Source organism: Paenibacillus vulneris (assembly GCF_039543185.1).
Taxonomy (GTDB): Bacteria; Bacillota; Bacilli; order Paenibacillales; family NBRC-103111; genus Paenibacillus_S; species Paenibacillus_S vulneris.
In genome coordinates this window covers 122300-145305 of record NZ_BAABJG010000015.1, presented here as the reverse complement: position 1 = coordinate 145305, position 23006 = coordinate 122300, and the positions used below count along the sequence as shown (strand labels likewise).

Below are 23006 nucleotides of genomic sequence, written 5' to 3'. Positions count from 1 at the left end.
GTTAAAATAGCTCTATTTCATAGCGTCCAAATCGGATTGTGTGATATCGTACTCCCATCTTACAAACCGTGACGGCTTGTTAAGATATTGGGGCTCGCTTATTCCCTCCGTCCAATAGGTTAAGGAGTCAGGAAGAATGATTTGCGCAGCATATTTCCCGGGAGCTACGAATCGGCCATCCAGATCCTTCAAATCCCAGACGGGAAGCTTGGCATCATACCACGCATAGACCGGTACTGTTCCCTCCAACGGAGCCAGCTTATGTTGAAACAAAGGCCGATCCCCTGCCGGTTCCACCTTGACGATTTGAAATTCGATGTGGAGCGGCTCTATGCGGATCGGCTGTTTTCCTTGGTTTTTAAACTGCAGGCTATGCACCAGCCCTCTGCGTGCCGGATCCAGCCTCCCCATCCCGAACACCAGCCCTTCATCCATTAACAGCATCCCATCATGGTAGCCCGTTGTTGTCGTCATGGACCAAGTATCGTTTACCCGTATCCGGTAGGAATGCATGTCGCCACGAACATGAATCGTTTGATTCAGCGGTACGATATCCCCCTCCTGCAAATCGTTAAAAAAGTCCATATCCGTTGAGCCGATAATTTGGTCTTGCTGGTCCAGTATATCCAGCTGTATTTTTTTATTGAACAAGTCTTTATTGACTCTTAAAAATCCACTCATTTTGAGATCTGTAAATCCCGTTTGATTATTCTTGCCTGCATATTGGATGCTCGGATGAGCCAGGCTTACGTAGCCCTCCAGATCCTGTGAGGTGAAGTCGGACTCCGACATCCCGGCGTAAATATCAATGATATTCTTCGTCCCATCGGCCGTTGGACGATATTGAACCGCTGCTCCCATAGCTTCCGCGAAGGCCCTTAAAGGGATGTAAGCTTTGTTATTGTAGTTGATTACGGGGTCCTCGTTCTCGTGGATTTCCTTGACGGAGCCGTTCAGGAGAATGTGTACTTTGCTGGGGAAAAGCATGGCCTGAATCGTATCCGAAGCAGCTGCCGCCGTACATAACGACAATCCTATGCCTGCACATAATCCGGTAAAAAAAGAAAGTCTGCCCATTGAAACCGCTCCTTTCATGCGTTCTGAAGCATGCCGTTTCCATAGGTATAGACGCGGGGTAAAGGCTGTTGGTTTCTATGTATTGCCAAAAATAACAAAAACCCGCTAATAAGCGGGTTAAGTCTATGTTACAAGTTAGTCTGCCAATTCCACATTATGGTACACTTGCTGAACATCATCCAAGTCTTCCAGGGCATCGATCATTTTTTCAAATTGAGCTTGTCCCTCTTCCGGCAGGGCGACGAAATTTTGTGCAAGCATAGTGACTTCAGCAACGGTAAATTCCTGGATGCCGGCATTTTTGAAGGCTTCCTGTACGGCATGGAATTGATCCGGCTCAGCGTAGACGATCACGTTCTCGTCTTCCTCGATGACATCACGAACATCGACATCGGCTTCAAGCATAATTTCGATGACTTCGTCTACAGTTTTCTCAGCAACGCCAATAATAGCCGTAGAGTCGAACATATACGCAACAGAGCCGCTTACGCCCATGTTGCCGCCGTTCTTGCTAAAAGCGGCGCGCACGCTGGAGGCGGTACGGTTAACGTTATTGGTCAATGCGTCGACGATGACCATCGAGCCGTTCGGTCCGAAGCCTTCGTAGCGAAGCTCCTCGTAGGTTTCTTCAGAGCTTCCCTTAGCCTTATCTATCGCGCGGTCAATGATGGATTTGGGTACATTGTACGTCTTAGCCCGTTCAAGAACGACTTTCAACGCTCTATTAGATTCCGGATCCGGCTCGCCTTTTCTCGCAGCTACATAAATTTCGATACCGAACTTCGCATAAATCCGACTCGTGTTGCCGTCCTTCGATGCTTTTTTCTCTTTAATATTATTCCACTTGCGGCCCATACTGTTCCCACTTTCTTAATTTATTCAATAACATTATAACCGATTTTGTTATAGATTTGGACTTGTTTGATGATTATTCAAAAAATTGAAGCGGAATTTGTTATATAAACTGACATAGACGGCTGCTGTTCCCTGGTTTCCTATGTATTGCTAGAGCTTGAATTCAATATAATCCATTCTCATATTCACCTGCAAGAGCAGCTGTTCGGCCATATATTCCGCAGAATATTTGAAATTGGTTTCGGCCCAATACATAATAACGCCTATCGTAGCCGCCATACGGTAGCTGAGCATGATTTCATAATCGATAGGAGTATCGCTTTCCTCCATTTCGATATGCATGTCTTTTCGCATCGACTCACGCAATAAATCATAGAGCTCCAGGACCATCGCCCTGTTTACAGTTAATAGCGCCTTAAACTCATCCTTGTGTTGTTCAATATGCTCGAACAGCTGCAAAGCGGAAGGCATAATTTGTGTCGCATCCACACGTTTGAGCCCCTTATAAGGCTCCAGCAGCGCTTCCGACATGCCTTGCAGAAATTCATCATGAATAGCCTGGAGCAGCTCTTCCTTCCCAATAAAATGGTTATAAAAGGTGCCGCGGTTATAGTCCGCCTGGTTGGCAATATCGAGAATCGTAACGGATTCATAGCCTTTGTCTAATATCAGCTTCACAAATGCAGATTTGATAGCTTGGCGAGTTCTCTTCGCCCTTCGGTCGATCTGAACCTCTGTCATCAAGCACTCACCCCATGAATGTAATGCTCTTATTATAACCATTTTGCGATGCTCATGAAATTCGAATGTAATGGCTGCCGGGCATTCAACACCGGGATAAGACTCTGTAGAAAATCTATGAGTTTTTGAACAACGTCTACTCCATATGTTCATTACATGACACGCCGCCGGGGATTGATTATTGTAGGCTTGGCCTGATGAGAGGTAAGCTTAAGAGGTAGTCAGTTAACAAAATTCTATTCATTCTATATACAGGGAGCGATCATATATGAGCACAACACAAGTGAAAACGGCTGTCATCACCGGTGCCGCCGGCGGTATCGGAAAAGAGCTTGCCCGCCGGTTAGCAGAACGCAAGCTGAACCTAGTTCTCGTCGATTTAAAAGAAGAGGCCCTGCGTGACGTGATTCAGGAGCTGGGCTTGAATGAATCCAATTCGCTTGCCGTAGCGGCTGACGTATCCAAAGAAGAAGACGTGCAAAACTACGTAAACAAAGCGGTTGAGAAATTCGGTACCATCGATTATTTTGCCAATAATGCTGGTATTGAGGGGCCAGCAGGACTGATTGAGGAGCAAAGCGTCAAAGCGCTCGATCTTGTATATAACGTCAATGTGAGAGGCGTATTCTTGGGCCTGCACTATGTTATTCCGGTTATGAAAAAACAGCAGTCCGGCGCTATCCTCAATACCTCTTCGCTTGCCGGTCTCATGGGGGCACCCGGTATGTCCCCCTATATCATGTCCAAGCACGCGGTTATCGGACTCACCCGTGTTGCGGCGAACGAGCTCGCCTCATTCGGTATCCGCGTCAACGCTGTTCTTCCAGGAACGATTAATACGCGGATGATGCGTCAGATCGAAGCAAATTCCGGTCATGCGGAAGAGTATAAAGCTGCGAATGAGGCAGCCACTCCACTGGGACGATACGGTGAACCACAAGAGGTAGCTGCTGTGATGAACTTCCTGCTGTCGGAGGAAGCTTCCTTCGTGACCGGTTCACTGTACACAGTTGACGGCGGTATGATAGGACAATAAGCTCAGGTTCTCTCTACTGACCGAAATTTCATTTCTTAGTATACCCCGGTTAAAATTAAAACCGATGAACTTGCTATAAGAAGCCGCTGCAAGGCTCCTGCAAGTCATCGGTTTTTCTATGATCCTGGCCTAAGCGGTTAACCCCATCCTAGGATTATCTCCTGCGCATTAATAACAGCTCATACAGGTAGCATTTCCGGATTTGACCGTCAAATCCTTCATCCATGAGCCGACCGATACAATGGAATAATCCTTGCCGCTCTTTCTCCCCCATCATTCGATGATCCGAATAAGTGGATAGCAGATCTAGGTACTGCTGCCGGTTATATACTTCCTCCTTGACATAAGTTCGCCTGACAGGTGGATCGAACCATTCGTTCGATTCTGCCCCGTAGGTTTCAGGCTGGAGTTCTTCGATCCGGGGAAGGGTGAACTTGTTTGCCTTGTTTGTCTTGAACTGCTCATAACACAGCTGTACTTGTTCAAAAAAAGCCTGATCCCCTCCCGCCACATGATGATACCGAATGATGGCCAGATGACCGCCCGGGCGCAGCAGAGAGGCAATCTTTTTAAACCGAACCTCCGGATCTAACCAGTGAAAGGCTGTCGCTACGACTACAAGATCATAGGTAGCTTCAGAAGGTGCTTCCCATTCTTCAAAGGCTCCGACCTGGATCTCCACATTTCTGAACTTGGCCAGCTTATGCCGCGCTACCAGCGCCAGCTCTTGCCCCAGCTCGACTGCAGTCACCCTGCAGCCTCGTTGAGCCAAATGAAGGGTAGCCTTGCCCGTACCGGCGGCGATTTCGAGCACATCAGACCCGGAGTGGCATCCGGATAGCCGAAACAGCTCTTCAAACAGTTCGTCCGGATAATCATTTCGTGCACGATCATAGAGCTCCGCTACCTCGTTAAAGGTCTTTTTCAATTCTTCGGCCATTAGACACTCTCCTTTTTTAATAAACCTTATGTTGAACACTGAGGAGGGTTGATAAAACAATTGTTAACATAATATTTATTATGTTATCTATTTCATGTGATATTCTACCAACTGGAAAATGTAAGTCAGGGAGCTTGTATAGAATACCATTTATTGTGTAGATTGACAGCTCCTTTTTTTATTCTCTCTGAATGATAAAGAGCCCCGATTTTCGGAGCTCCGAATCCTATCTAACTACCGAATTTTCCAATCACTTTTCCATCTTTATCTTTGATTGAACCAGATTGTTCATCTGTTCATCCGCTACTCGCAGAGCCGTGTTGATATCCGCCTCTTTCTTTAAAACGCTTTCATAAGCATCAATAACGATTTTATTCGTATCACTACCGGTATACACCGGGGGTTTATTGACGGATGGCTTCAATCTAGGGATACTGCTGAGGTTGTAAGTTTTGCCCGCAAATTCCGGAATGCCTTTGCCGAACTCCTGTTTGACCTGCTCATTGGCCAGCACGGACATCTTCCCATTCCTAGCCATATTGAGCTGCACTTCGTCCGATAAGATGGTTTCTATGACAAGGAAGGCGGCATCCTTGTTTTTACTGCTTGACGTGATAGAGAAATTCGGAGTATCCACACCGGTACTGTAACCCATCTTGTCTTTATGCTGAGGATACGTTACTACATCCCAGTTCACATCAGGCGCTTTGCGAAGCGCATTTAACGTACTGCTGTAGCCTGTAATCATAGCGAGCTCACCCTTAAGAAAGGCGGCCTGGTTATTTCCGAAATTGATCGTATTGAACGGTTCGTCCGAGTTACCCGGATAATTGTAGATATAATTCCACAGCTCGAAAGCCTTCTTCCAAGGCTCCGTCGCCATGATCGATTTATTATCCTTGTCCATTTGATACAGGTTGATTTGAGCGGCCATACGAGCCACTCCATCGGGGAAGAAGCCGCGGTATTGGATGCCGTCAAAATTCCTGGTTATTTTTTTGCCCAAATCGCCGACCTCTTCCCAGGTCATTCCGTCTTTGGGGTAAGGTACGCCGAATTTGTCAAACAGCGTTTTATTATAAAACAACGCGAACGCATTATTGTAAGCAGGCAGTCCGCCTAGAAAATCGCTCCTTCCATTCACTTTGATATAATCCAGAAATTCAGGGATAATCCGGTTCAAGTCGAGGTTGTACTTCTTGATGAGAGGGTCCATATTGTACAGGAGGTTCAGATCTTTAAGCTGAGGGAGTGTGCTTCCATAACCCATCACAATATCGGGGATATCACCCGCTGTAATCAGTTCGTTCAACCCGAAGCCTTTTTCCGATGTGTTGATATACTGAACCGTAATGTTTGGGTACTTCTTGGCTAAAGGATCCATAATATAAAGCTTTAACTCCTCATCCGTGAACAATCCCCTGCTTCCCGCCAGCTTAACGGTAACAGGATCTGAACTAATTTTCGGCGGTGCGGTGCTGTCCTCAGTCACTTTGGTTCCTCCGCCAGTACATCCGGATGCAATAAGCGCAGCGGCAGCCAACATCATACCAGATCGTTTCCATCCATATCCTCTCATCGGTTTAGACCTCCCTGTATTGATAAATAAATAGGAACTTCTTAGTACTTATTCTACACAGCATGAAAAAACGCCACTATGGAGAAACCCCATCTTCATATGGAGAAAAGAAGGGAAGTATAGCGCTTTCATTTTTTATTTATATCATTAATTGTTAATATCATTAACTATATATCGCTGATGTGAAAGAATAATCTATGAATCTACGAGCTGCTGAGGGGTCCTCAAACGAAAAACAGGCTGCCTTCCAGCAGCCCGCCTTCGCCACGATTATTAATGTAATTAATTATTTTTTGTTTTTGGCTGTCCATTGAAATGGCATTGTATCAAAGAACAAATTCGGGTTGACCGGAACATTATGTGCCCAGAATGTGAAATGCAGATGCGGTCCCGTAGAGAAGCCTGTCGATCCGACAAGCCCTATAATATCGCCCTTCTTCACCTTATCTCCCGTCTTGACCCGCAATTCCGACATATGAGCATATTGGGAAAACAAGCCCATTCCATGGTCAATATAGATAGAGTTCCCCGTCAAATAGAGATTGTCCGCCAAAGCCACAACGCCATCATTGGTCGCTTTAATGGGAGTCCCCTGCTTGGCGGCCAGATCGAGCGCCAAATGCGAGCCGCTGAGCTTCCCGTTTACATAGCGGGTGTGGCCGTAAGGTGTCGTAAGCACCCCCTCGACCGGTTTCAGGAAAGCGGAATCGAATAAAAATTCAGGCTGCGAACGGCTTCTTGCCGCATCAATTTTGACTTGGTCTGCTTCGATTCGTTTGGTATCCTGCCTCATGCTTTCCAGCTGTTCTGAGACCTGAAGATACTGCTTGGGGAAATTTTGGCTAGTGACCTTCAAGATTTGATCTCCAACAGGATAATCTCCAGGCTTCATATTGGCTGGAATCGGTAAATAGGTGAAATAACCTGCGCCAAATGGCTCCAATGAATAAGTCTTGCCCTGCCATTCCAGCTTATCCGGTTTACTGTGGCGAACAAGCACAGCGTCTCCCTGATTGACGGTTTCAGGCAGCAGCAGCCACTCCGACTGAAAAGCGAGCTTGGCTTGATCCAGAGAGGCATACAGCCGGGATTCCTTGTTACGCTGCTCAAGCAGAAGCTTTTCTTGGGTCAGAGCTTCCTTAACAGCTCCCGTAACTTCCGAATGCCAGCTGGCACCGCCATCCGTTGTGAGCAGCAGCTTGCTCCCCGCCTCCCCGGTATCATTGACAAGCGCCCATCCTACCCGATCCGTCATGAACTGGAGCTGCTTTACAGGGTATTCTTTAGTCTCAACCATGATAGTTGACAGAACCTTAGGCTCCTTCAGGAAGCGGAACTCCCCATTCTCCGAAACCTCGGGCGAAACGGAGGCCGGTGCAGCCGTCATCTCTGACAAGGTCCAGGATTCGCCCCCATTGGTCGTTTCCATCACGTGATCTTCATACCTTATCCACCCGTGAAACAGATCCGTCATGGCAAATTCAATCGGCAGCTTCACCTTCGGAGGCTGTGGAGCCGTCTGCTCTTGCGGACGAAGCGGGAGTACCCAACGCTCCCCGTCCCATAAGGAATACACCGCTGCACCGGCCGCCGATACGGCAAACAAGCTCAGCAGAAGCAGCCTATACTTTATTTTCCTTGCTTTATGAGCCGCGGTTCGACTATTATGCTTTTGCACCACCAATTCCCCCTTTCTCTATGTGGTGGTCTCATGCCCAAAGCCTTTCTACGTTCTCCAATTTATTTCCATCAAAGGTTAACTTATAAATATCCGGCATCGACATCTGTTCCCAAAATTCGAACCCGTAGGCTTCGTTATAGTAATTCATTATGATCGTCATAATGTTTCCATGGGTCCCCAGGACTATGTTGTTCCCTTTCTGCTCCTCCAGCAGCTTCTCAATGACCGGAATCGCTCTTTGCTGTGCCTGACGGGTTGACTCCCCGCCTTCGAGTGCGTAATCCTTGTCTTCGAAGGATCGGCGGATAGCCTCCAGCAATACGTCCCATGGCGCCTTTGTATCCAACCCTTTGATGGGCCGCTCGATCAGCTCGTCATATTCGATGACCGGGATGTTTGCTTGCTCTGCCAACGGCTGAACGGTTTGTATAGCCCTGGTATACGAGCTGGACGCAATATAATGGACCTCAATCGTTGAGAAAATACTTGCAACTCGTCGAGCCGCTGTCATGCCTTCCTCCGAAAGGCCGCGACTCTTTTCTTTACCGAATTCAAATGGGGATTCCGCATGCCTTACCATATACAAATTCGTTCTCATGCTACCTCCTGCAAACAGGGTATCCGAATCGAAAGAGCAAAATATGCATAGACAGGAGCGTGATGTCGGCCGTTTTCATCACTCAATCGGGCTTGCCGGCTCCGGTTTCTTCCTTGATGTTAAAGCGACCTACAAGAATGGCGTTCTGGAAGTACGCATGCAATTTCGAAACCGGTATTTGGGAAAGACCAAGTTGGATCTGAAAATTTGGTCTTTTTTTGTCTTTTTTCCTTCCGGATTGAATACTTACTTCTCCCCTAGCTGTGGAATTTCCTGCCAAGTTGAAGTTTATTCTCTTATTCATCCAGTTTGGAACCGTTTTCCCGGGCATTTGCGGAAAAATCGTCGGCCTCTTCCCTGCTTTCACCCGAAAGCATATAGTACATCAGCGATGATGTAGGAGGCCTCAGAATGGGATACAGGAATAAAGTAAAATTCAAATGGGGGAAGCTGGGAAAATATCGTTTTATGAAAAAATACAGCTCTATCCGTCCCTACCTGCCTGATACAAGGCTTGCAACGAAAGCGAATATCGGCACTATGCTGGAAAAATACGGTACGGTTTATTTAAAGCCCGATGAAGGCGCCTCCGGCTATGGAATCTATAAGCTGACCAAAAAAGGAGATCAATACATTTTGCGGAGCGGTACAACGACAAGGTATTACCATTCTCTCGATGCGGCATACCGTCCCCATCACCAATGGTTCACCCGTTACAGATATGTCGCACAGCAAGGAATCCGGCTCCTACAACATAACAAGAGGGCCTTCGATCTTAGAATTATGGTACAAAAGAACAAGGATAAGCAATTCGAGGTGACCGGAATTATTGGCCGCTTGGCCAAACAAGGGAAAATTGTTACTAACTTTCATAGCGGCGGGACACCCCTGCCTGTCGAGACCCTGCTCTCCTCCCATCTAACGGGAGACGAGCAAGCCTCCTTTATTCAAAGCATGGAGCAAATCGGCAAGGAAGCAAGCGTTGTGCTTGGACATAGCTACCGCAGCAATAAAGCGTTCGGAGTCGATATAGCCATTGACAGTGACATGAAACCCTGGATTCTCGAGGTGAATACAAGACCGGATACAAAGATATTCCGAGCCTTGAAGGATAAAACGATGTACCGGCGAATCATGCAGTATGCCAAATATTAATCCTTCAGCATCAGCCCAATGTCTCTGTTTAGAGCATTGGGCTGATTTTTGCTGCATCCGCGTTTACGACTGTCTGGAAACGGTCAAGCCATGGCAAATGATACGAATGGAGTATGCCAAGTATTCACTTTTTTTGGAAGCTTGGTATAAATAATTAATACAGCACGGGAATAGACTAAAGCATTACTTCACTAAGCGAAGGAGGCACCAGCCTTGTTCATCTATACCGTACAGCCGGGTGATTCATTGTATAGGATCAGCATAAAGTACGAAATTGACTTGGATCGGATTCGACTGGCGAACGGACTCTCCCAAACCAATATCGTTCCGGGGCAGGCTCTCCTCATCCCTCTCAACGTATATACGGTGCAGCCGGGAGATAGCATGTATTCTATCGCCAGAATGGCTTACGTCCCTTTCCAATCCTTGATCAATGCCAACCCTTCTGTCAATCCCAACGAATTGATGGCAGGTATGAAAATAACCATTCCCGACATATCCAATTACTATATTACTGCATTAGGTTATTATGCGCTTCGTTCCCCAGCCTTGGACCAGGCATTAATCAACGATTTTGCTCCGTATGCTACGTTTATCTCCCTATTTGAATATCACTTTTCATCGGATGGCTCTTTAAACTTTTTAGATGATTCAACGGCCATTCAAACAGCTTGGAGCCGAAGGGTTAACCCGCTGGCTACCATCACGAATTTGACGGAAACCGGGTTCAGTACCGAACTCACACATCAGGTATTAAATAATCCGACAGCCAGAAGCAATCTGATTAACAATATTTATACGATTGTAACAACGAGAGGCTACGCAGGGGTCAATATTGATTTTGAAAGAGTTGCCGCGGAGGATAGAGATTTGTTCTCCGGATTTCTTCGGCTTCTTAAGGAGCGGCTCCAACCTGAAGGGTATTGGATGACAATAGCCGTTCCTGCCAAAACAAGCGACGATATCCCATGGCTGCTGGGCTACGATTATGGTGCCATCGGTTCGGTTGTCGATTTAATGTTTATTATGACGTATGACTGGCATCATGCAGCCAGCGAACCCGGGCCTGTAGCCCCAATCGATGAGATACGAAGAACTATAACGTATTCGCTGCAATATGTAAGAAGAGATAAGCTGCTAATCGGCATCCCCTTCTATGGATACAACTGGGAAGTCCCCTATCAGCCCGGTTCTATAGCCCAGGCTCTGTCTAACCAGTCAGCCGTCGAATTGGCCATGCGCTTCCAAGTTCCTATACAATATTCTACTACATACCAGGCCCCTTATTTCGAATATGTCGATGAGAACGGTCAGCAGCATGTCGTATGGTTTGAAGACGCTAGAAGCGTCAGCATGAAAATGCTGTTAATCCGTGAGTATACGCTTCAAGGGGTGGGTGCATGGCAGCTCACCTTAGGCTTTCCGGAAGGTCCTTGGCTCTTAACCAACTTTTTCAAAGTCAAGAGGGTATGATTTTGTAACCTGAAGGGGTTCCTCGAGCGTATACCGTAGTTTAACGGCGGGAACGTTTTTTGAGTTTCGTGTTATCTTTCTTTTGAATTTCAGGCTTCTTCTTGTCAACGAGGCTGATATTGGTCATACGCCATGGAGACTGCGCTGTATCCCGGCTGAAGGAAAAGCTGAATGTTCTTCCTTGCTTCTGTAGTCCTTTCCTTTCCATAGTGACCGATAATTGAAGATCCGCTTTCAGGGCGGAAGGATCAGGTTCGATTTCCGGCTTTGCCGTATTTCTTTTTTTCTTTGTCTGTTCTTTATGGACTTGAATGGACAACAAATCTTGCAATTCAGGAAGAACTTTATCCATGCTCTCTTTCGGTACTCCTTCCGAGACCCTTTGGATAATTCCCGTATCCTGATGATCTAACCCTTCGATAAAGCTTTCTGCAAGGATTCGGGGAGAAGCGGCAGCCAAAAAGGTATTCAGCTCGCCTGCAGACTTATAGACCATCAATTGATGAGCCAGATCCGGGTGGTGCGATTTATGGGTTGTACTGTCCAGAAAGTGAACGCAGAAATGTCCTGAGAAATCATTATCGGGAATCCCATCCCCGCCGTGAGGCATTCCATTCATGGAAGCGGCAATCCATTCCTTGCCGGAATGGACCCATATCGCTTTGCGCTTCCAGCTCCAGCCGGAATGATATATTTGTTTCATTATGCTGGTATCCTTCTTGCTTATCGGCTGAACATCCGCGTGAGCGCTCCCGGCCCTGCGTTGTACTCGAAATGTCAACCCGGTTTCCACGTCCGTAATGGAAAATATGCTCTTTCTGGGAAAGATCCGCTGGGCATCCTTCCAGGAAACAAGCTTGCCATAGTGCTGTCCTCTAAGCTGCATCGCATATTGCTTCAAGATCTCTGACGCTTTATTCGGGAGGACCAGGTGTTTCGAACGCTCCTCGTCCCAGAGGGCTCCGGAAGCTTCCAACCGGAAATGGCGTTCTGGCTGGGTACGGACTACCACATACATATCCGTGAGTCCCGCAGGTGAGGGACCTTCTTCATAGCGCCCCTTTTTAAACGCTTGGGCTATCCCTTCATTGCGGATATCAAGTCTGCTCTCTATTTCAGCGTCTGGTGCCGTTCGCACGATAAGGCTGATAACCGGATCAGCTTGTTTTTTTTTGAAAAAAGCCATGGAGGGATGCCCACATAGCAAGGAAATCATCATTAAAAGAAGAAGTGCCAGGATCAAACGTTTATACAGCATGGAACCATTACCCCCATTTGGTAAGCCTAACATTGATATGTTTATCATTTTCAACAAAGGGCCGGGATATGTATTCCAATGATGCAGGCTCGATCTCTGTCTGCTGCACATTGCCCAGGAGAATCGATCAAAGTGTCATGATGGAATTTATTGGTGCATAGAATATAGCGAGGACCTCCTCCTTGCAGTCAACGGGAACAGTCAAAAAATAGACCATCAACTGATTCATTCAGCTGGTGGTCTATTTTTTGGAATCTGTTCTAGCTCCATCATGGGCCTATCGGTAAAGGAGCATCCGGCTTAAGCAGCTTCGATACGGTCACAAATTCCGCTTCCTTCGTCATGTCCGGGTAAGATTCCTTCAGGACGGAGGACGTGTTCTTGCCTGGACGGCCTACATGGCCTATGGCAATGCACTGATCCTGATGCTTCAATAAATCGAGTATTCCTCTCATCTGTTTCTTGATGCTGGACTTACTCGTTCGATCGTCCAGGAAAAGCTGATTCTCCAGTACCGGGACGCCAACCTGCTTCCCTACTTCAGCTGCAACACTCCAGTAATTCGTCTTGCTGTCGAGGAAAAACAGTCCCTTCTCCTTACAAATTTGCAGTACAACCTTCATTACCCGTTTATCCGCGGTAGCCTTAGAGCCCATATGATTGTTAATCCCTACTGCATAGGGTACATCGGTTATGGCTTCAAGCACTCTTTGGCGGATTTCATCCTCGGATTGCTTGGTAGTAATAACGCCTGGCCCTAGAGCGTCATGATTTGCTTTAAGCGGCTCCATGGGCAGATGAATCAGTATGTCATGACCAGCCTGATGAGCCCGTTCCGCATCCTGTCGGGTCGTGGGAAGAAACGGCATGACGGCGACCGTCAAAGGAAACGGCATGGTCATCATCTCTTCGGTCCCCTGCATCCCGTTGCCCAGGTCATCAATGACAATAGCGATGCGTTTACTCACAGCGGAAGCTTGCGGCTCTTCGCTTGCTTGCACCGTATGCAGCGGGATGACCATGAGGATCATCATCAATGGCAGCCAGAACTTGCAATACTTCATCCTTAGCCCCTCCTTCCTCCTGGCCAGCTATTTTATTAACATGTCTCAAACACCGCCGTTTTATTTAGATGGACTTGCCCGTTTAATTCCTAATCGTGTGACCTTGTCCTACATCCAGTTCCTTGAAGCCTGCCATCCCACTCAGCTTGTAGTCGATAGCCCTATTGCCGCCAACAAGCAGGATGTTGTGGAGATCCGTCTTCTTGTTGCCGGGAAGCACAAATGCTTTCACATAAGTAGCCGTTTCTTGAAGGGTCGTATGCACTGCGTTGATCAGTTTATCTTGACTGGCTTTCCCCATCAGATTCAGAATAAACAGACCCCGGCTCGTCAGCTTCTCCATAACCATAGAGAAAAATTCCAAGCTCAACAGGTGGACGGGGGTTCCCTTTGGATTAAACGCATCAAGAATCACGTAATCCCATGCATGGGATTCTTGAGTGCTGAGCAGCTGTCTTCCGTCTCCAATAAGAACATTATCGTAAGAGTACCTGAAATATTGTCTGCTCAGCTCCACGACAAGACGATCGACCTCCGCAACGGTAAAGCTCTTATCGGGATAATGCCCTGCAATGGTACCGATTCCGTGACCAATCACAAATACCCGGTGAAACTCCGAATGATTAGCCTCCATCAAATGGATGATCGCTCTTGGATATTCCAGTACGATGCGCTTCGGATCCTTCAAATCCATTGCTCCCTGTACGGCATGATCGGAGAACTGGAGGCAGCGGAATTTTCCTTTCTCACCGTACAATTGAGTAGTTTCGTAAACACTGACTTCACTATAATCACTTATTTCTCTTAGCAGCAGCTGCAATGATTAAACCTCTTTCGTTCGATATGTATGATGTTTTAATGTCCATAGCTATGAGCGTCTTCACTTAAGTACTGCATAATTGCAATAGCCATAAGAAGAAGTGCCATCGAGATGAGACTTAACCCCATCCACTTCATTCTGACCGAGTTAGCCGAAGAGCTTCGCAGTAAACAGAACCTTACTCCAACAGCAAGGATCAATACAATTATTAAGGCGAACCAGATAAGGTCCATCATGAACAAGCTCCCCTCTTCAATGATTTCAGTCTCCCCTATGTATACATTCTAAATATGTAAAAATAGAGATAGACACAATAGATCTATCTCTCCTCTGAAACAATTCAGTTATCATTTGGGGCCAAATCGTTTGGCATTCCGTTCACGAGCGCGTTCGATTTCCACTTCGCGGTTCCGCGGATCAGCATTAGTTACCAGCGAATCCAGCAGCTTTTTGGCTGCAGCAGCCACTTCCTCCACGGCAAGCTGGAAGGCTTCCTCGTTGGCTTTGGACGGCGCTGTAAATCCGGATAGCTTTCTGACGAACTGAAGCGAGGCCGCTTCAATCTCATTCTCGGTGGCAGGCGGGTCAAAATTAAATAACGTTTTGATATTTCGGCACATAAGGCTCTCCTTTTATCTTGCTTATGATGCCATTGTACTATTATTGAATCGCTTTTGCATCCATATAAATAACTTCCCACAGGTGACCATCCGGATCCTGAAAGCTACGGGTATACATAAAGCCATGATCGACAGGCTCCTGGGATACGCTTCCCCCCGACGCCAGCGCTTTGTCCACAATGCTATCGACATTTTCCCTGCTGCTGGCAGATAGAGCCATGATCACTTCACTGCTCTTCGCCGTATTTGCAATTTCCTTACTCATGAACGTCTGGAAAAATTCTTCTACCAGAAGCATCACGAAGGTGCGGTCGTTGATCACCATGCAAGCCGCATTATGATCCGTAAATTGAGAGTTAAATTCAAACCCGATTGCCGAGAAAAAATCGATCGCCCGATTCAAATCCTTCACCGGTAAGTTGACAAACAGATTATCAGATGTTAAAGCCATCTTAATCCCACCTTATTAAAATTTTTACTATAGGTAAACTTGAAAGAAACTTAGGAACCATGTTCCTGATAGGTATTACTTTACCATTAAAGTGCGATCGAGGTTTCTTATGGATTGCGGTAATTCGGCAAAAAAAAGCACTCATGGTTTCAATGAGCACTACTTGTTGCTGGCATTAGCACAAGTCCAGCAATTATCTTCTTGCTCCAAAATATTGAAATACTACGCTAGCTGAAACCATTTATTGGGAGGGGAAGGTTTTGCGTACGAATCCAAATGACGAACCCATACTGCCGGTTCTACATAGCTAAAGGCACCCTCTGTTTGGGTTCCCTTTGTTATTCCTTACCCAACACATCAAGGAGCTTTTCGATATGCTCCCAATTGAATAGCTGCTTTATTTCGTTAAAAACCTCCTCAGCATTATGGGTCATACCATTCTCGATCCACCAATTTAATACTCCTAGAGTTGCTCCGGCAAAAGCTTCAAGCACAATTTCAGAAGAGGTAGAATTTTTTTGAGGTTCAATGAGAATATGTTGTTTCATTCCCGTAGTCATTTCTTTTCTTATGACATACCTTAATGAGTCCCTTTCTTCTACCAATAGCTGAGAGAATAATCGGTTATATTTAAAAGCGACAGCATATAATTTTGAATGAAACTCTTCAATGTCACCCTCCAAAAAATGAAACTCCTCAGCAATTCGTTTTAATGAATAAGCCATTAAATCATATTTGTCATTAAAATGGGTATAAAATGTAGCACGATGTACCATCGCTTCTTCACAAATTTCTTTCACAGAAATGGAATTGAACGAATGGCGATTCATTAAAGAAAGTAAAGCTTGAGAAAGAAGCGTACGAGTTCTTTTTACTCGTAAGTCTTCTTTTTTTTCTTGTTCCATATACATTACCTCGTCTCTGTATTGTTAATCGACAGTTCCGCTATATTGTTCATTGATAAACTTAATTATACACATTAATATATAGGCATCAACAGTAAATAAAATATACATCCGTCTAAAAAATATTTATAGATGTTCAGAAAAAGGAGAGCATAAGGATGGACAAACAGCTACAATCTCATCAAACAAAAGAAGGCAAAGCCATCATTATCGGTGGAGGCATCGCTGGCTTACTGACAGCCCGTGTTCTTTCTGACTATTATCAGGAAGTAATGATTGTAGAGAGGGATGAATTACCTCAAGGGCCGTCTGCTCGTTCAGGTACGCCTCAAGCCTTTCACCCTCATCGTGTATTAACACGCGGGAGCATGATTATGGAGCATTTCTTCCCTGGCTATGTCGATGATTTGTTAGCTCAAGGGGCTCATCCCACACAAAATGAGAAAATGAGTTTATTCACTTTGCATGGGTTAGTGAAGACTTCTACCCCTGAAAAAAATGCATCAAGTAGTCGAGCATTATTAGAGTGGACATTCCGCCAACGGGTACAAAAGATTTCGAATATCCATTTTCTTTCTGGACAAGAAGTGACAAGTCTGCAAACATCAGCCGATCACAAGCAAGTAACTGGTGTTCATATCAAAGAACGAAGTGAGCAGAAACAAGAACGAACCGTGGCGGCTGATCTGGTAGTCGATACAAGCGGACGTTCCTCCAAACTCATTAAGTGGCTTGAAGCCATGGGTCTTGTTGTACCCGAGCCAGAACGTTTAATAGTGCATCTTGGCTATAGTACGCGCTATTACCGAGTACCTCAGCACATTAAAGAGAAATGGGGAAGTGTGATTTCGGAAGCGCAGCCTGTTAAAAGTATTGGTACGGGTATGCTGGGGTATATTGAAGATAACATGGCCCAAACGTTACTGTTTAGTGCGGGTGGCGCACACTATCCTTCAACAGACCCGGAAGAGTATGACCAAGATATGCTTGCATTAGCTAGCCCTATGCTAGCGGAAGTGGTCAAAGAGCTGGAGCCGATCGGCGTTCCGCGAGGCTATCGTACACCCGAATCGGTTCGTCAACACTTTGAACAAATGGAAGATTGGCCATCTGGATTACTAGTTGCAGGTGATGCGTTTTGTAACTTTGACCCGATCCATGGACAGGGGATGACCGTAGCTGCGATAGAAGCTGAAATGTTAGACATTTGCTTGAGTGAACAGCGTCATAGCCCTCAACCAAACTTTGAACGCAAGGTTCTGCAGCGCATGCAAGAAGCGATTGAACCGGCATGGTGGCTGAGTTCGGTTTCGGATTTACGTTGGAAAGGTATCACGCATGTCGGGGCTGAGCCATTAAAAGGTGTGTCATTTGCGCAGAAATATTTCGATTTGTACGTCAAACGGGCTGTGAAACTGGCGAACGAGGAGAATAATCCTTCTCTGTTCTTACAGTATTTTATGATGAACACTTTAGTCCTTTCACCACGTGAAATCATCAATCCACGTATGCTGAGCATGTTATTGACGGGGGATGGATCTATAGAGGAGAATCAATTATTAGCTGAACTTGGGGACGTTGATCAGCAAAGAATACAAGAGAGATTAGATGAGCTAATACCTTCTTTTTCTTTGGCGTTTGTCGGTTATGATAGATGAATAATAGAAATAAGCAGGCCATGTCTAGATTAGATCCAGTTTTGGCCTGCTTTTTGTGAATGTTGGCGGGGCCCCAATAAAGCAGACCATAGCTACCTGCTGACAGCTGACAGCTGCCCTCATTATGTACTGCGAAGCTGCGCCCTGATCAATTCGGCGGCGCATACAGCATGACCGCCCTCTATGACTGGCTAGGCGAAGCTAGCTGCTTGCAATTAAATCAAGATATCTGCTTATAATAAATCACGGTGGCATCCAGCTTCCCGTCGGCCGATTTGGCGTAATCCGGAATTCTCCCCGCTTGTATATAGCCTAAAGAAGCATAAAGATGATTGGAAGGATCCCCTTCTCTCGTATCCAGAACCAATAAGGTTCTTCCCTCCTCGAGAGCACGGCGTTCAGCCGTTTGCATTAATAATCTCCCAATCCCCTTGTTCCGGTAGTCGGGATGTGTCATTAATTTGGCCATTTCGGCTCGATGAAGTCCGTTCTGCTTGGGGCACAGCTGCAGCTGCACCGTTCCGGCAAGCTGTCGGTCCCATAGTGCAACAAATAAGATCACGTTAGGCTCCGTGACATTCCGCCAATACTTCTGAGCTTCCTCATATGCCATCGGAGGCAAAAAACCAATCGATGCGCCCCCATCCACGACATCCACCAGCAGCTTAGATAGTTCATCCACATGTCCCTCAACGGTTGATAAGACTTGAATCTTTATTTGACTGCTCATCCGAATCCTTCCTTTTCCTCAAGATCCACCAAGCCATTCATTCCAACAATATCGAATCTGAGCGATGAATCTATATGCTTCCTTATTGGGGTTGAATTTTGCTAAGAAAATTACTCATTAACAGCGGCAGTGAAATCAAGATCGGAGGATCATCCTGCCGCGCAGGATGAAGCGATACATGCTGATGCGGGATAACCGTATGAGGTCTGACGATGATGGGCTTCTTCGACCGGGTACGCAAGGTGGAATGCGGAAGCAGAAAATCGATGGCACGAGTCCCCCAAGACACCGAAGTGGCCATCAGGTAATAAACGCCCGGCTTCACATTACGAAAGCAGAACGAATCCGTAAATTTAACTAACGTACCGTACAATGGCATTCCTTCGGGAATCGGCTTGGCGAACAAGCCTACCAATACAACCCCGTCAAAGGGAACCTCCGCTTCAAATGATCCTGTTATTGTAGAAATAGCACTCGATGCCTGACTCTGCCTGGTCCAATGCTCAAGCCTATGTAACGTGCCTAAATGATCATCGGCTTGCAAAGCGGAATTGCGGAATTCGGAGGGAGACACCCCTACTCTCTCGGTAAATCGTGTAGTAAATGTCCCTAGACTTTGCTGACCTATCTCCAGCCCGATATCTCGAATGCACATATTGGTAAGCAGCAGCAAGTCCTTAGCCTTTTGCAGCCTCAAAGAAGATACGTAATATAAAGGTGAGAGCCCTATCCGTTCCTTGAAAATGCGCGTGAAATGATAAGGACTATATCCGGCATATGACGCTAAATGGTTTAAAGGGAGAGGATCATATAAATGTTGATGAATATATGAAACTACCCCGTCGATTTCCGAATAACGCTCCGTACTCACTGCTTTAACCCTCCATTCTTACACAAGAGAACAATTGTTCCTGTAAATCATACCATATTTCATGCAGAATGGAAATACTTGACTATACACTCAGCTCTTCTTTCAAAAAACGGTACAGCCTGAAGCCGGCTGACGTCATGACTTCATACGGCGAACGGATCATGATCCCGAAGGTCATGTCGATGAGGCTGCTTCCAACCTCTTTGGCAATAGTTCCCGCGGGAAGTGGGTCCAAAGCAATGCTGGGGACCAAGGCAATGCCCAATCCGCTTTTAACATAATGCGGTAAGGCGGTCATGCTGCCTATCTCCATCGTATCGATCGGAACACTCGCCGATTCCTGCAGCACCATCTGCAGTTTTTTGCGATAGGGACAAGCGGCCGAAGTAATAAGCAGTCGATGACCTTGGATATCTCCCGGTTCGATAACCGGTTTTGAAGCAAGCGGATGATTCTCAGGCAGCAGCATCACAAATCCTTCTTTAAACAAGGGTTCAAAATACAGCCCTGACCCGATATCCGGGGAGGAGCACAGCGCGATGTCGAGCTCTCCCTGCTGGAGCCGACCGCTTAGTGCCGGGGTGTTTGCGAAATCCACAGATAAGCGAATCTGGGGATATTGCGTCAGGAACTTCCCGAGCAGCTCCGGCAGACGGCGGCTCCCTGTCGGCTCCGTGACTCCCAACCGGACATGACCCGCTTCCCCCCGCTGCAAATCCGAAATATTCGTTTGTAAGCTGTCAACCTGCTGAACGATGGACAGGCTCTGCTCGTAAAGCAGCCTGCCTGCCTCTGTCAAGCGGATTTTTTTGCTGCGCTCCATAAGCTGAACACCCAGGTCAGATTCCAGCTTCTGTATTTGCATCGTGACCGTAGACTGAACATAATTCAATTCCTCCGCCGCACGGTTAAAGCTGCCAAGCTTCACAATCATTTGAAACGTCTTCAATGCTTTCATATCCATAATCGTATTGCTCCCGGCTATTCATTCAATATTTTTGAATTTACTATTCAATTTATTCAATTATACAAATATATTAGTGAGCTATACAATCATGAATATACAGGAAAGGAGTTTTGGAGAATGGATCTGAAGCATAAGGTGGCAATAGTGACTGGCGGGGGCACCGGCATTGGCAAGGCAGTGAGTATAGCCCTCGCAGAGAGAGGAGCCTCCGTTGTAGTGAACTATTCGCGATCCCAAGCGGAGGCGGAGGAAACGGTTCGGCAAATCCGCAGTCAAGGCGGGAACGCAATCGCTATCTGTGCGGATGTGTCCCGCGAATCTGAAGTCAAAGAGATAATAAACACAGCAGTTCAGCAATTAGGAGCGATAGATTTGCTGGTGAACAATGCCAGCATAACGAGACACATTCCCATGGATGACCTGGAATCGGCTTCGGAGGAAGTGTGGGACGAGCTGTTTGCCGTGAATGTAAAAGGAATGTTCTACTGTGCACGCGCGGCCGCTCCTTTTATGAAAAGTAAAAAACAAGGAGCCATCGTCAATCTGGGAAGTATCGCGGGGCACACCGGGTTGGGCTCCTCGCTTCCTTATGCTGTGTCCAAAGCAGCTGTACATGGCCTTACGAAATCACTGGCCCGAGCATTATCGCCTTACATTAGAGTAAATTGTATTATTCCGGGCGCGGTGGCTACGAGATGGTGGTCCGGAAGAGAAGAACAAATGAAGCGATTGGCACCGAGCCTCCTTTTGCAGCGAATTGCCGCTCCCGAGGACATCGCCCAGCTCATTTGCTCCACTCTGGAGCAAGAGGCCATGACAGGACAGCTCATTACCGTCGATAGCGGCCAAACACTATAATAAATAAGTTTCTTGCCGGCGGCCAACACATTATTCGTTCTATCGTGTCAAAACAAAAAAGAGGACTCCTGCATGGTGTCCTCTCCTCTTTGCCTGGCTTCCATTCGCTATCTGCCAGCCCTATCGCCCATCATTAAGATAATTGTGCCGCTATCCGCTCCGCCGCAGCTTGCCCGTTTGCAATGCAGTCGGGAATTCCTACGCCGTAATACGAGCAGCCTGCCAGAATAACATTTGGATAATGGGCCTCCATCCGCTTCTCCAGCGACTTGACGATCTCGTTATGCTTGATATGGTAATTCGGCATCGTTTCATGCCATTTGGTTACTTCATGCGTGACCGGCTTGGATGTAATACCAAGGCTGTTCTTGATGTCCTTCAAGGCGACTTCCAGGAGCTCTTCCTCCGATAGCTTCTGAAGCTTGGAATATACCGGCTTCAAGCTCTTGTAGAACAGTCTTACTAGCAAATGCCGGTTTTTGGAGGTGTGCTCCCATTTCCTGCTGGTCCAAGTGCATGCATCACAGACAAGCTTGCTTTCCTCCGCCACAATGAAGCCGGTCCCGTCCTGCGGAAGCTGCTCATCGGGAATGTCGAAGCCTAGATATACGCTGATCAAGGAGTTGTTCTTCAATTGATTGAAATCCTGATCAAGCTCCTCGGAGTTCATCAGCTTCTGTGATGCGGTATGAAGAGTGCTCAGAACGACAAAATCAGCCTCGATAGCCTCATGCTGCTCGCAAAGAATCCGGTACCTTCCCTGATCCTTTTCAATTTTTTGCGCTTTGGTGCCCTTCAGCACTTCTACATCGGAGAGCCGATTCTCCAAAGCGTCTACCAGCGTGGAAACGCCATTTTTAAACGATAAAAACTTTCTGTTGCCCGTTCCCTTGAATTTCTGCTTGTTCTCCGAAAGCCCTCGGATAATGCTCCCGTATTCATTCTTATAATCCAGCAAATACGGAAGTGTGGAAGCAATCGTCAAATCCTGCAGCCTTCCGGAATAAACGCCGGACAGGACGGGAGAAATTTGCCGCTCAACAATCTCTTTACCCAAAAAGCTCTCAAGGAACAGACCGACTGAGTCATTCTTGGTAAACGTCTCGTTCTTCGTATATAAATCCTTTAACGCTTCAACTTTGCCTTCTGCCGATATTAAATTGCTTTTGGCCAAAGACTCTATACTCAATGGAATGCCGAATACGGTATCCTCCGGAATTCGTTTCAATTCTCCGTCAATATATAAGAACGAAATGCCCGTTGCATTATATACGACTTCCTCCTGCAAATTCAGCTCTTCTATAAAAGGAGCAACGTTGTCCTTTCGTGTCACAATGGAATCCGCGCCGGTTTCCATAATAAACTCACTTTCATAATGAGTATTAATTTTACCGCCTAATTTCTCATTCGCTTCCAGCACAACGATTCGCAAATCGAGGTTGTTGGCCTTCACTTTTTTGTTCAAATAGTACGCGGCGGATAAACCGGTAATCCCTCCACCTATAACCACGGCTGTTTTCAAAGTCATTACCCCTCACTAAACAACTTTAAATATTTGGTTGATCAAAGTATAACATAAAGACGGCAGGTGCAGACAAACCCGGCAGGTTATGGATGTGAAGCTTATTCGACAAAAATATGACGCCGGACTCACAAAACAAAAGGACCG

22 protein-coding genes are annotated in these 23006 nt (G+C 46.5%); 5 read left to right on the top strand and 17 right to left on the bottom strand.

The features are described 5' to 3' along the window. Window positions 1-12: 12 nt before the first annotated feature. The 3 genes from ABEA66_RS14275 to ABEA66_RS14265 form a co-directional block, all read right to left on the bottom strand. Complete coding sequence (locus tag ABEA66_RS14275) at window positions 13-1077, bottom strand: stalk domain-containing protein (protein WP_345588213.1); 1065 nt, start codon at window positions 1075-1077, stop codon at window positions 13-15. 135 nt (window positions 1078-1212) lie between these two features. Next, a complete protein-coding gene (locus tag ABEA66_RS14270; protein WP_345588211.1) occupies window positions 1213-1932 on the bottom strand; it encodes a YebC/PmpR family DNA-binding transcriptional regulator in 720 nt (239 codons plus the stop codon). Between the two features lie 150 nt (window positions 1933-2082). After that, window positions 2083-2673 carry a TetR/AcrR family transcriptional regulator gene (locus ABEA66_RS14265; RefSeq protein WP_179135931.1) on the bottom strand — a complete coding sequence of 197 codons (591 nt, stop codon included), beginning with the start codon at window positions 2671-2673 and terminating at the stop codon, window positions 2083-2085. Between the two features lie 268 nt (window positions 2674-2941). Here ABEA66_RS14265 and ABEA66_RS14260 point away from each other — a divergent pair, with 268 nt between their 5' ends. Continuing rightward, window positions 2942-3709 carry an SDR family NAD(P)-dependent oxidoreductase gene (locus tag ABEA66_RS14260; RefSeq protein ID WP_345588206.1) on the top strand — a complete coding sequence of 256 codons (768 nt, stop codon included), beginning with the start codon at window positions 2942-2944 and terminating at the stop codon, window positions 3707-3709. 154 nt (window positions 3710-3863) lie between these two features. Here ABEA66_RS14260 and ABEA66_RS14255 read toward each other — a convergent pair whose 3' ends face one another. The 4 genes from ABEA66_RS14255 to ABEA66_RS14240 all read right to left on the bottom strand — a co-directional run bounded on the left by ABEA66_RS14255 (window position 3864) and on the right by ABEA66_RS14240 (window position 8507). Further along, entirely contained in the window at window positions 3864-4649 is a 786-nt protein-coding gene (locus ABEA66_RS14255) for a class I SAM-dependent methyltransferase (RefSeq protein WP_345588204.1), read from the bottom strand. 250 nt (window positions 4650-4899) lie between these two features. Further along, on the bottom strand, window positions 4900-6228 hold the full coding sequence (locus ABEA66_RS14250; protein WP_345588202.1) for an ABC transporter substrate-binding protein: 1329 nt from the start codon (window positions 6226-6228) through the stop codon (window positions 4900-4902). Window positions 6229-6514: 286 nt separating this feature from the next. Beyond that, window positions 6515-7906, bottom strand: a complete 1392-nt coding sequence (locus tag ABEA66_RS14245; protein WP_345588200.1) for a peptidoglycan DD-metalloendopeptidase family protein — start codon at window positions 7904-7906, stop codon at window positions 6515-6517. 31 nt (window positions 7907-7937) lie between these two features. Continuing rightward, window positions 7938-8507 carry a histidine phosphatase family protein gene (locus ABEA66_RS14240; RefSeq protein WP_345588198.1) on the bottom strand — a complete coding sequence of 190 codons (570 nt, stop codon included), beginning with the start codon at window positions 8505-8507 and terminating at the stop codon, window positions 7938-7940. Window positions 8508-8918: 411 nt separating this feature from the next. On the opposite strand from ABEA66_RS14240, the gene ABEA66_RS14235 reads away from it, so the two are divergent. After that, complete coding sequence (locus ABEA66_RS14235) at window positions 8919-9662, top strand: YheC/YheD family protein (protein WP_345588196.1); 744 nt, start codon at window positions 8919-8921, stop codon at window positions 9660-9662. 213 nt (window positions 9663-9875) lie between these two features. After that, entirely contained in the window at window positions 9876-11135 is a 1260-nt protein-coding gene (locus ABEA66_RS14230; RefSeq protein ID WP_345588194.1) for a glycosyl hydrolase family 18 protein, read from the top strand. A gap of 40 nt (window positions 11136-11175) precedes the next feature. On the opposite strand, the gene ABEA66_RS14225 is transcribed toward ABEA66_RS14230, so the two are convergent. From ABEA66_RS14225 to ABEA66_RS14200, 6 genes are all read right to left on the bottom strand, one after another. Further along, on the bottom strand, window positions 11176-12393 hold the full coding sequence (locus tag ABEA66_RS14225) for a hypothetical protein (RefSeq protein ID WP_345588191.1): 1218 nt from the start codon (window positions 12391-12393) through the stop codon (window positions 11176-11178). Window positions 12394-12662: 269 nt separating this feature from the next. Further along, a complete protein-coding gene (locus tag ABEA66_RS14220) occupies window positions 12663-13457 on the bottom strand; it encodes a divergent polysaccharide deacetylase family protein (protein WP_079909515.1) in 795 nt (264 codons plus the stop codon). 82 nt (window positions 13458-13539) lie between these two features. Beyond that, a complete protein-coding gene (locus ABEA66_RS14215; RefSeq protein WP_345588188.1) occupies window positions 13540-14277 on the bottom strand; it encodes a spermidine synthase in 738 nt (245 codons plus the stop codon). Between the two features lie 347 nt (window positions 14278-14624). Then, window positions 14625-14897, bottom strand: a complete 273-nt coding sequence (locus ABEA66_RS14210) for a DUF2277 domain-containing protein (RefSeq protein WP_079909513.1) — start codon at window positions 14895-14897, stop codon at window positions 14625-14627. A 40-nt stretch (window positions 14898-14937) separates the two neighbouring features. Beyond that, a complete protein-coding gene (locus ABEA66_RS14205) occupies window positions 14938-15348 on the bottom strand; it encodes a VOC family protein (RefSeq protein WP_345588186.1) in 411 nt (136 codons plus the stop codon). 338 nt (window positions 15349-15686) lie between these two features. Further along, entirely contained in the window at window positions 15687-16253 is a 567-nt protein-coding gene (locus tag ABEA66_RS14200) for a TetR/AcrR family transcriptional regulator (RefSeq protein ID WP_079909511.1), read from the bottom strand. Between the two features lie 158 nt (window positions 16254-16411). On the opposite strand from ABEA66_RS14200, the gene ABEA66_RS14195 reads away from it, so the two are divergent. Then, window positions 16412-17911 carry an NAD(P)/FAD-dependent oxidoreductase gene (locus ABEA66_RS14195; protein WP_345588182.1) on the top strand — a complete coding sequence of 500 codons (1500 nt, stop codon included), beginning with the start codon at window positions 16412-16414 and terminating at the stop codon, window positions 17909-17911. A gap of 220 nt (window positions 17912-18131) precedes the next feature. Here ABEA66_RS14195 and ABEA66_RS14190 read toward each other — a convergent pair whose 3' ends face one another. From ABEA66_RS14190 to ABEA66_RS14180, 3 genes are all read right to left on the bottom strand, one after another. Beyond that, window positions 18132-18641, bottom strand: coding sequence for a GNAT family N-acetyltransferase (locus ABEA66_RS14190; RefSeq protein ID WP_079909509.1), 510 nt, complete (start codon window positions 18639-18641; stop codon window positions 18132-18134). Window positions 18642-18723: 82 nt separating this feature from the next. Then, window positions 18724-19512, bottom strand: a complete 789-nt coding sequence (locus tag ABEA66_RS14185; RefSeq protein WP_345588179.1) for a helix-turn-helix transcriptional regulator — start codon at window positions 19510-19512, stop codon at window positions 18724-18726. Window positions 19513-19594: 82 nt separating this feature from the next. After that, window positions 19595-20476, bottom strand: a complete 882-nt coding sequence (locus tag ABEA66_RS14180) for a LysR family transcriptional regulator (RefSeq protein ID WP_345588177.1) — start codon at window positions 20474-20476, stop codon at window positions 19595-19597. Window positions 20477-20596: 120 nt separating this feature from the next. Between ABEA66_RS14180 and ABEA66_RS14175 the strand changes: the two genes are divergently transcribed. Beyond that, window positions 20597-21337, top strand: coding sequence for an SDR family NAD(P)-dependent oxidoreductase (locus ABEA66_RS14175; RefSeq protein WP_345588175.1), 741 nt, complete (start codon window positions 20597-20599; stop codon window positions 21335-21337). A gap of 133 nt (window positions 21338-21470) precedes the next feature. Here ABEA66_RS14175 and ABEA66_RS14170 read toward each other — a convergent pair whose 3' ends face one another. Beyond that, complete coding sequence (locus ABEA66_RS14170; RefSeq protein WP_345588173.1) at window positions 21471-22859, bottom strand: protoporphyrinogen oxidase; 1389 nt, start codon at window positions 22857-22859, stop codon at window positions 21471-21473. Window positions 22860-23006 lie beyond the last annotated feature (147 nt).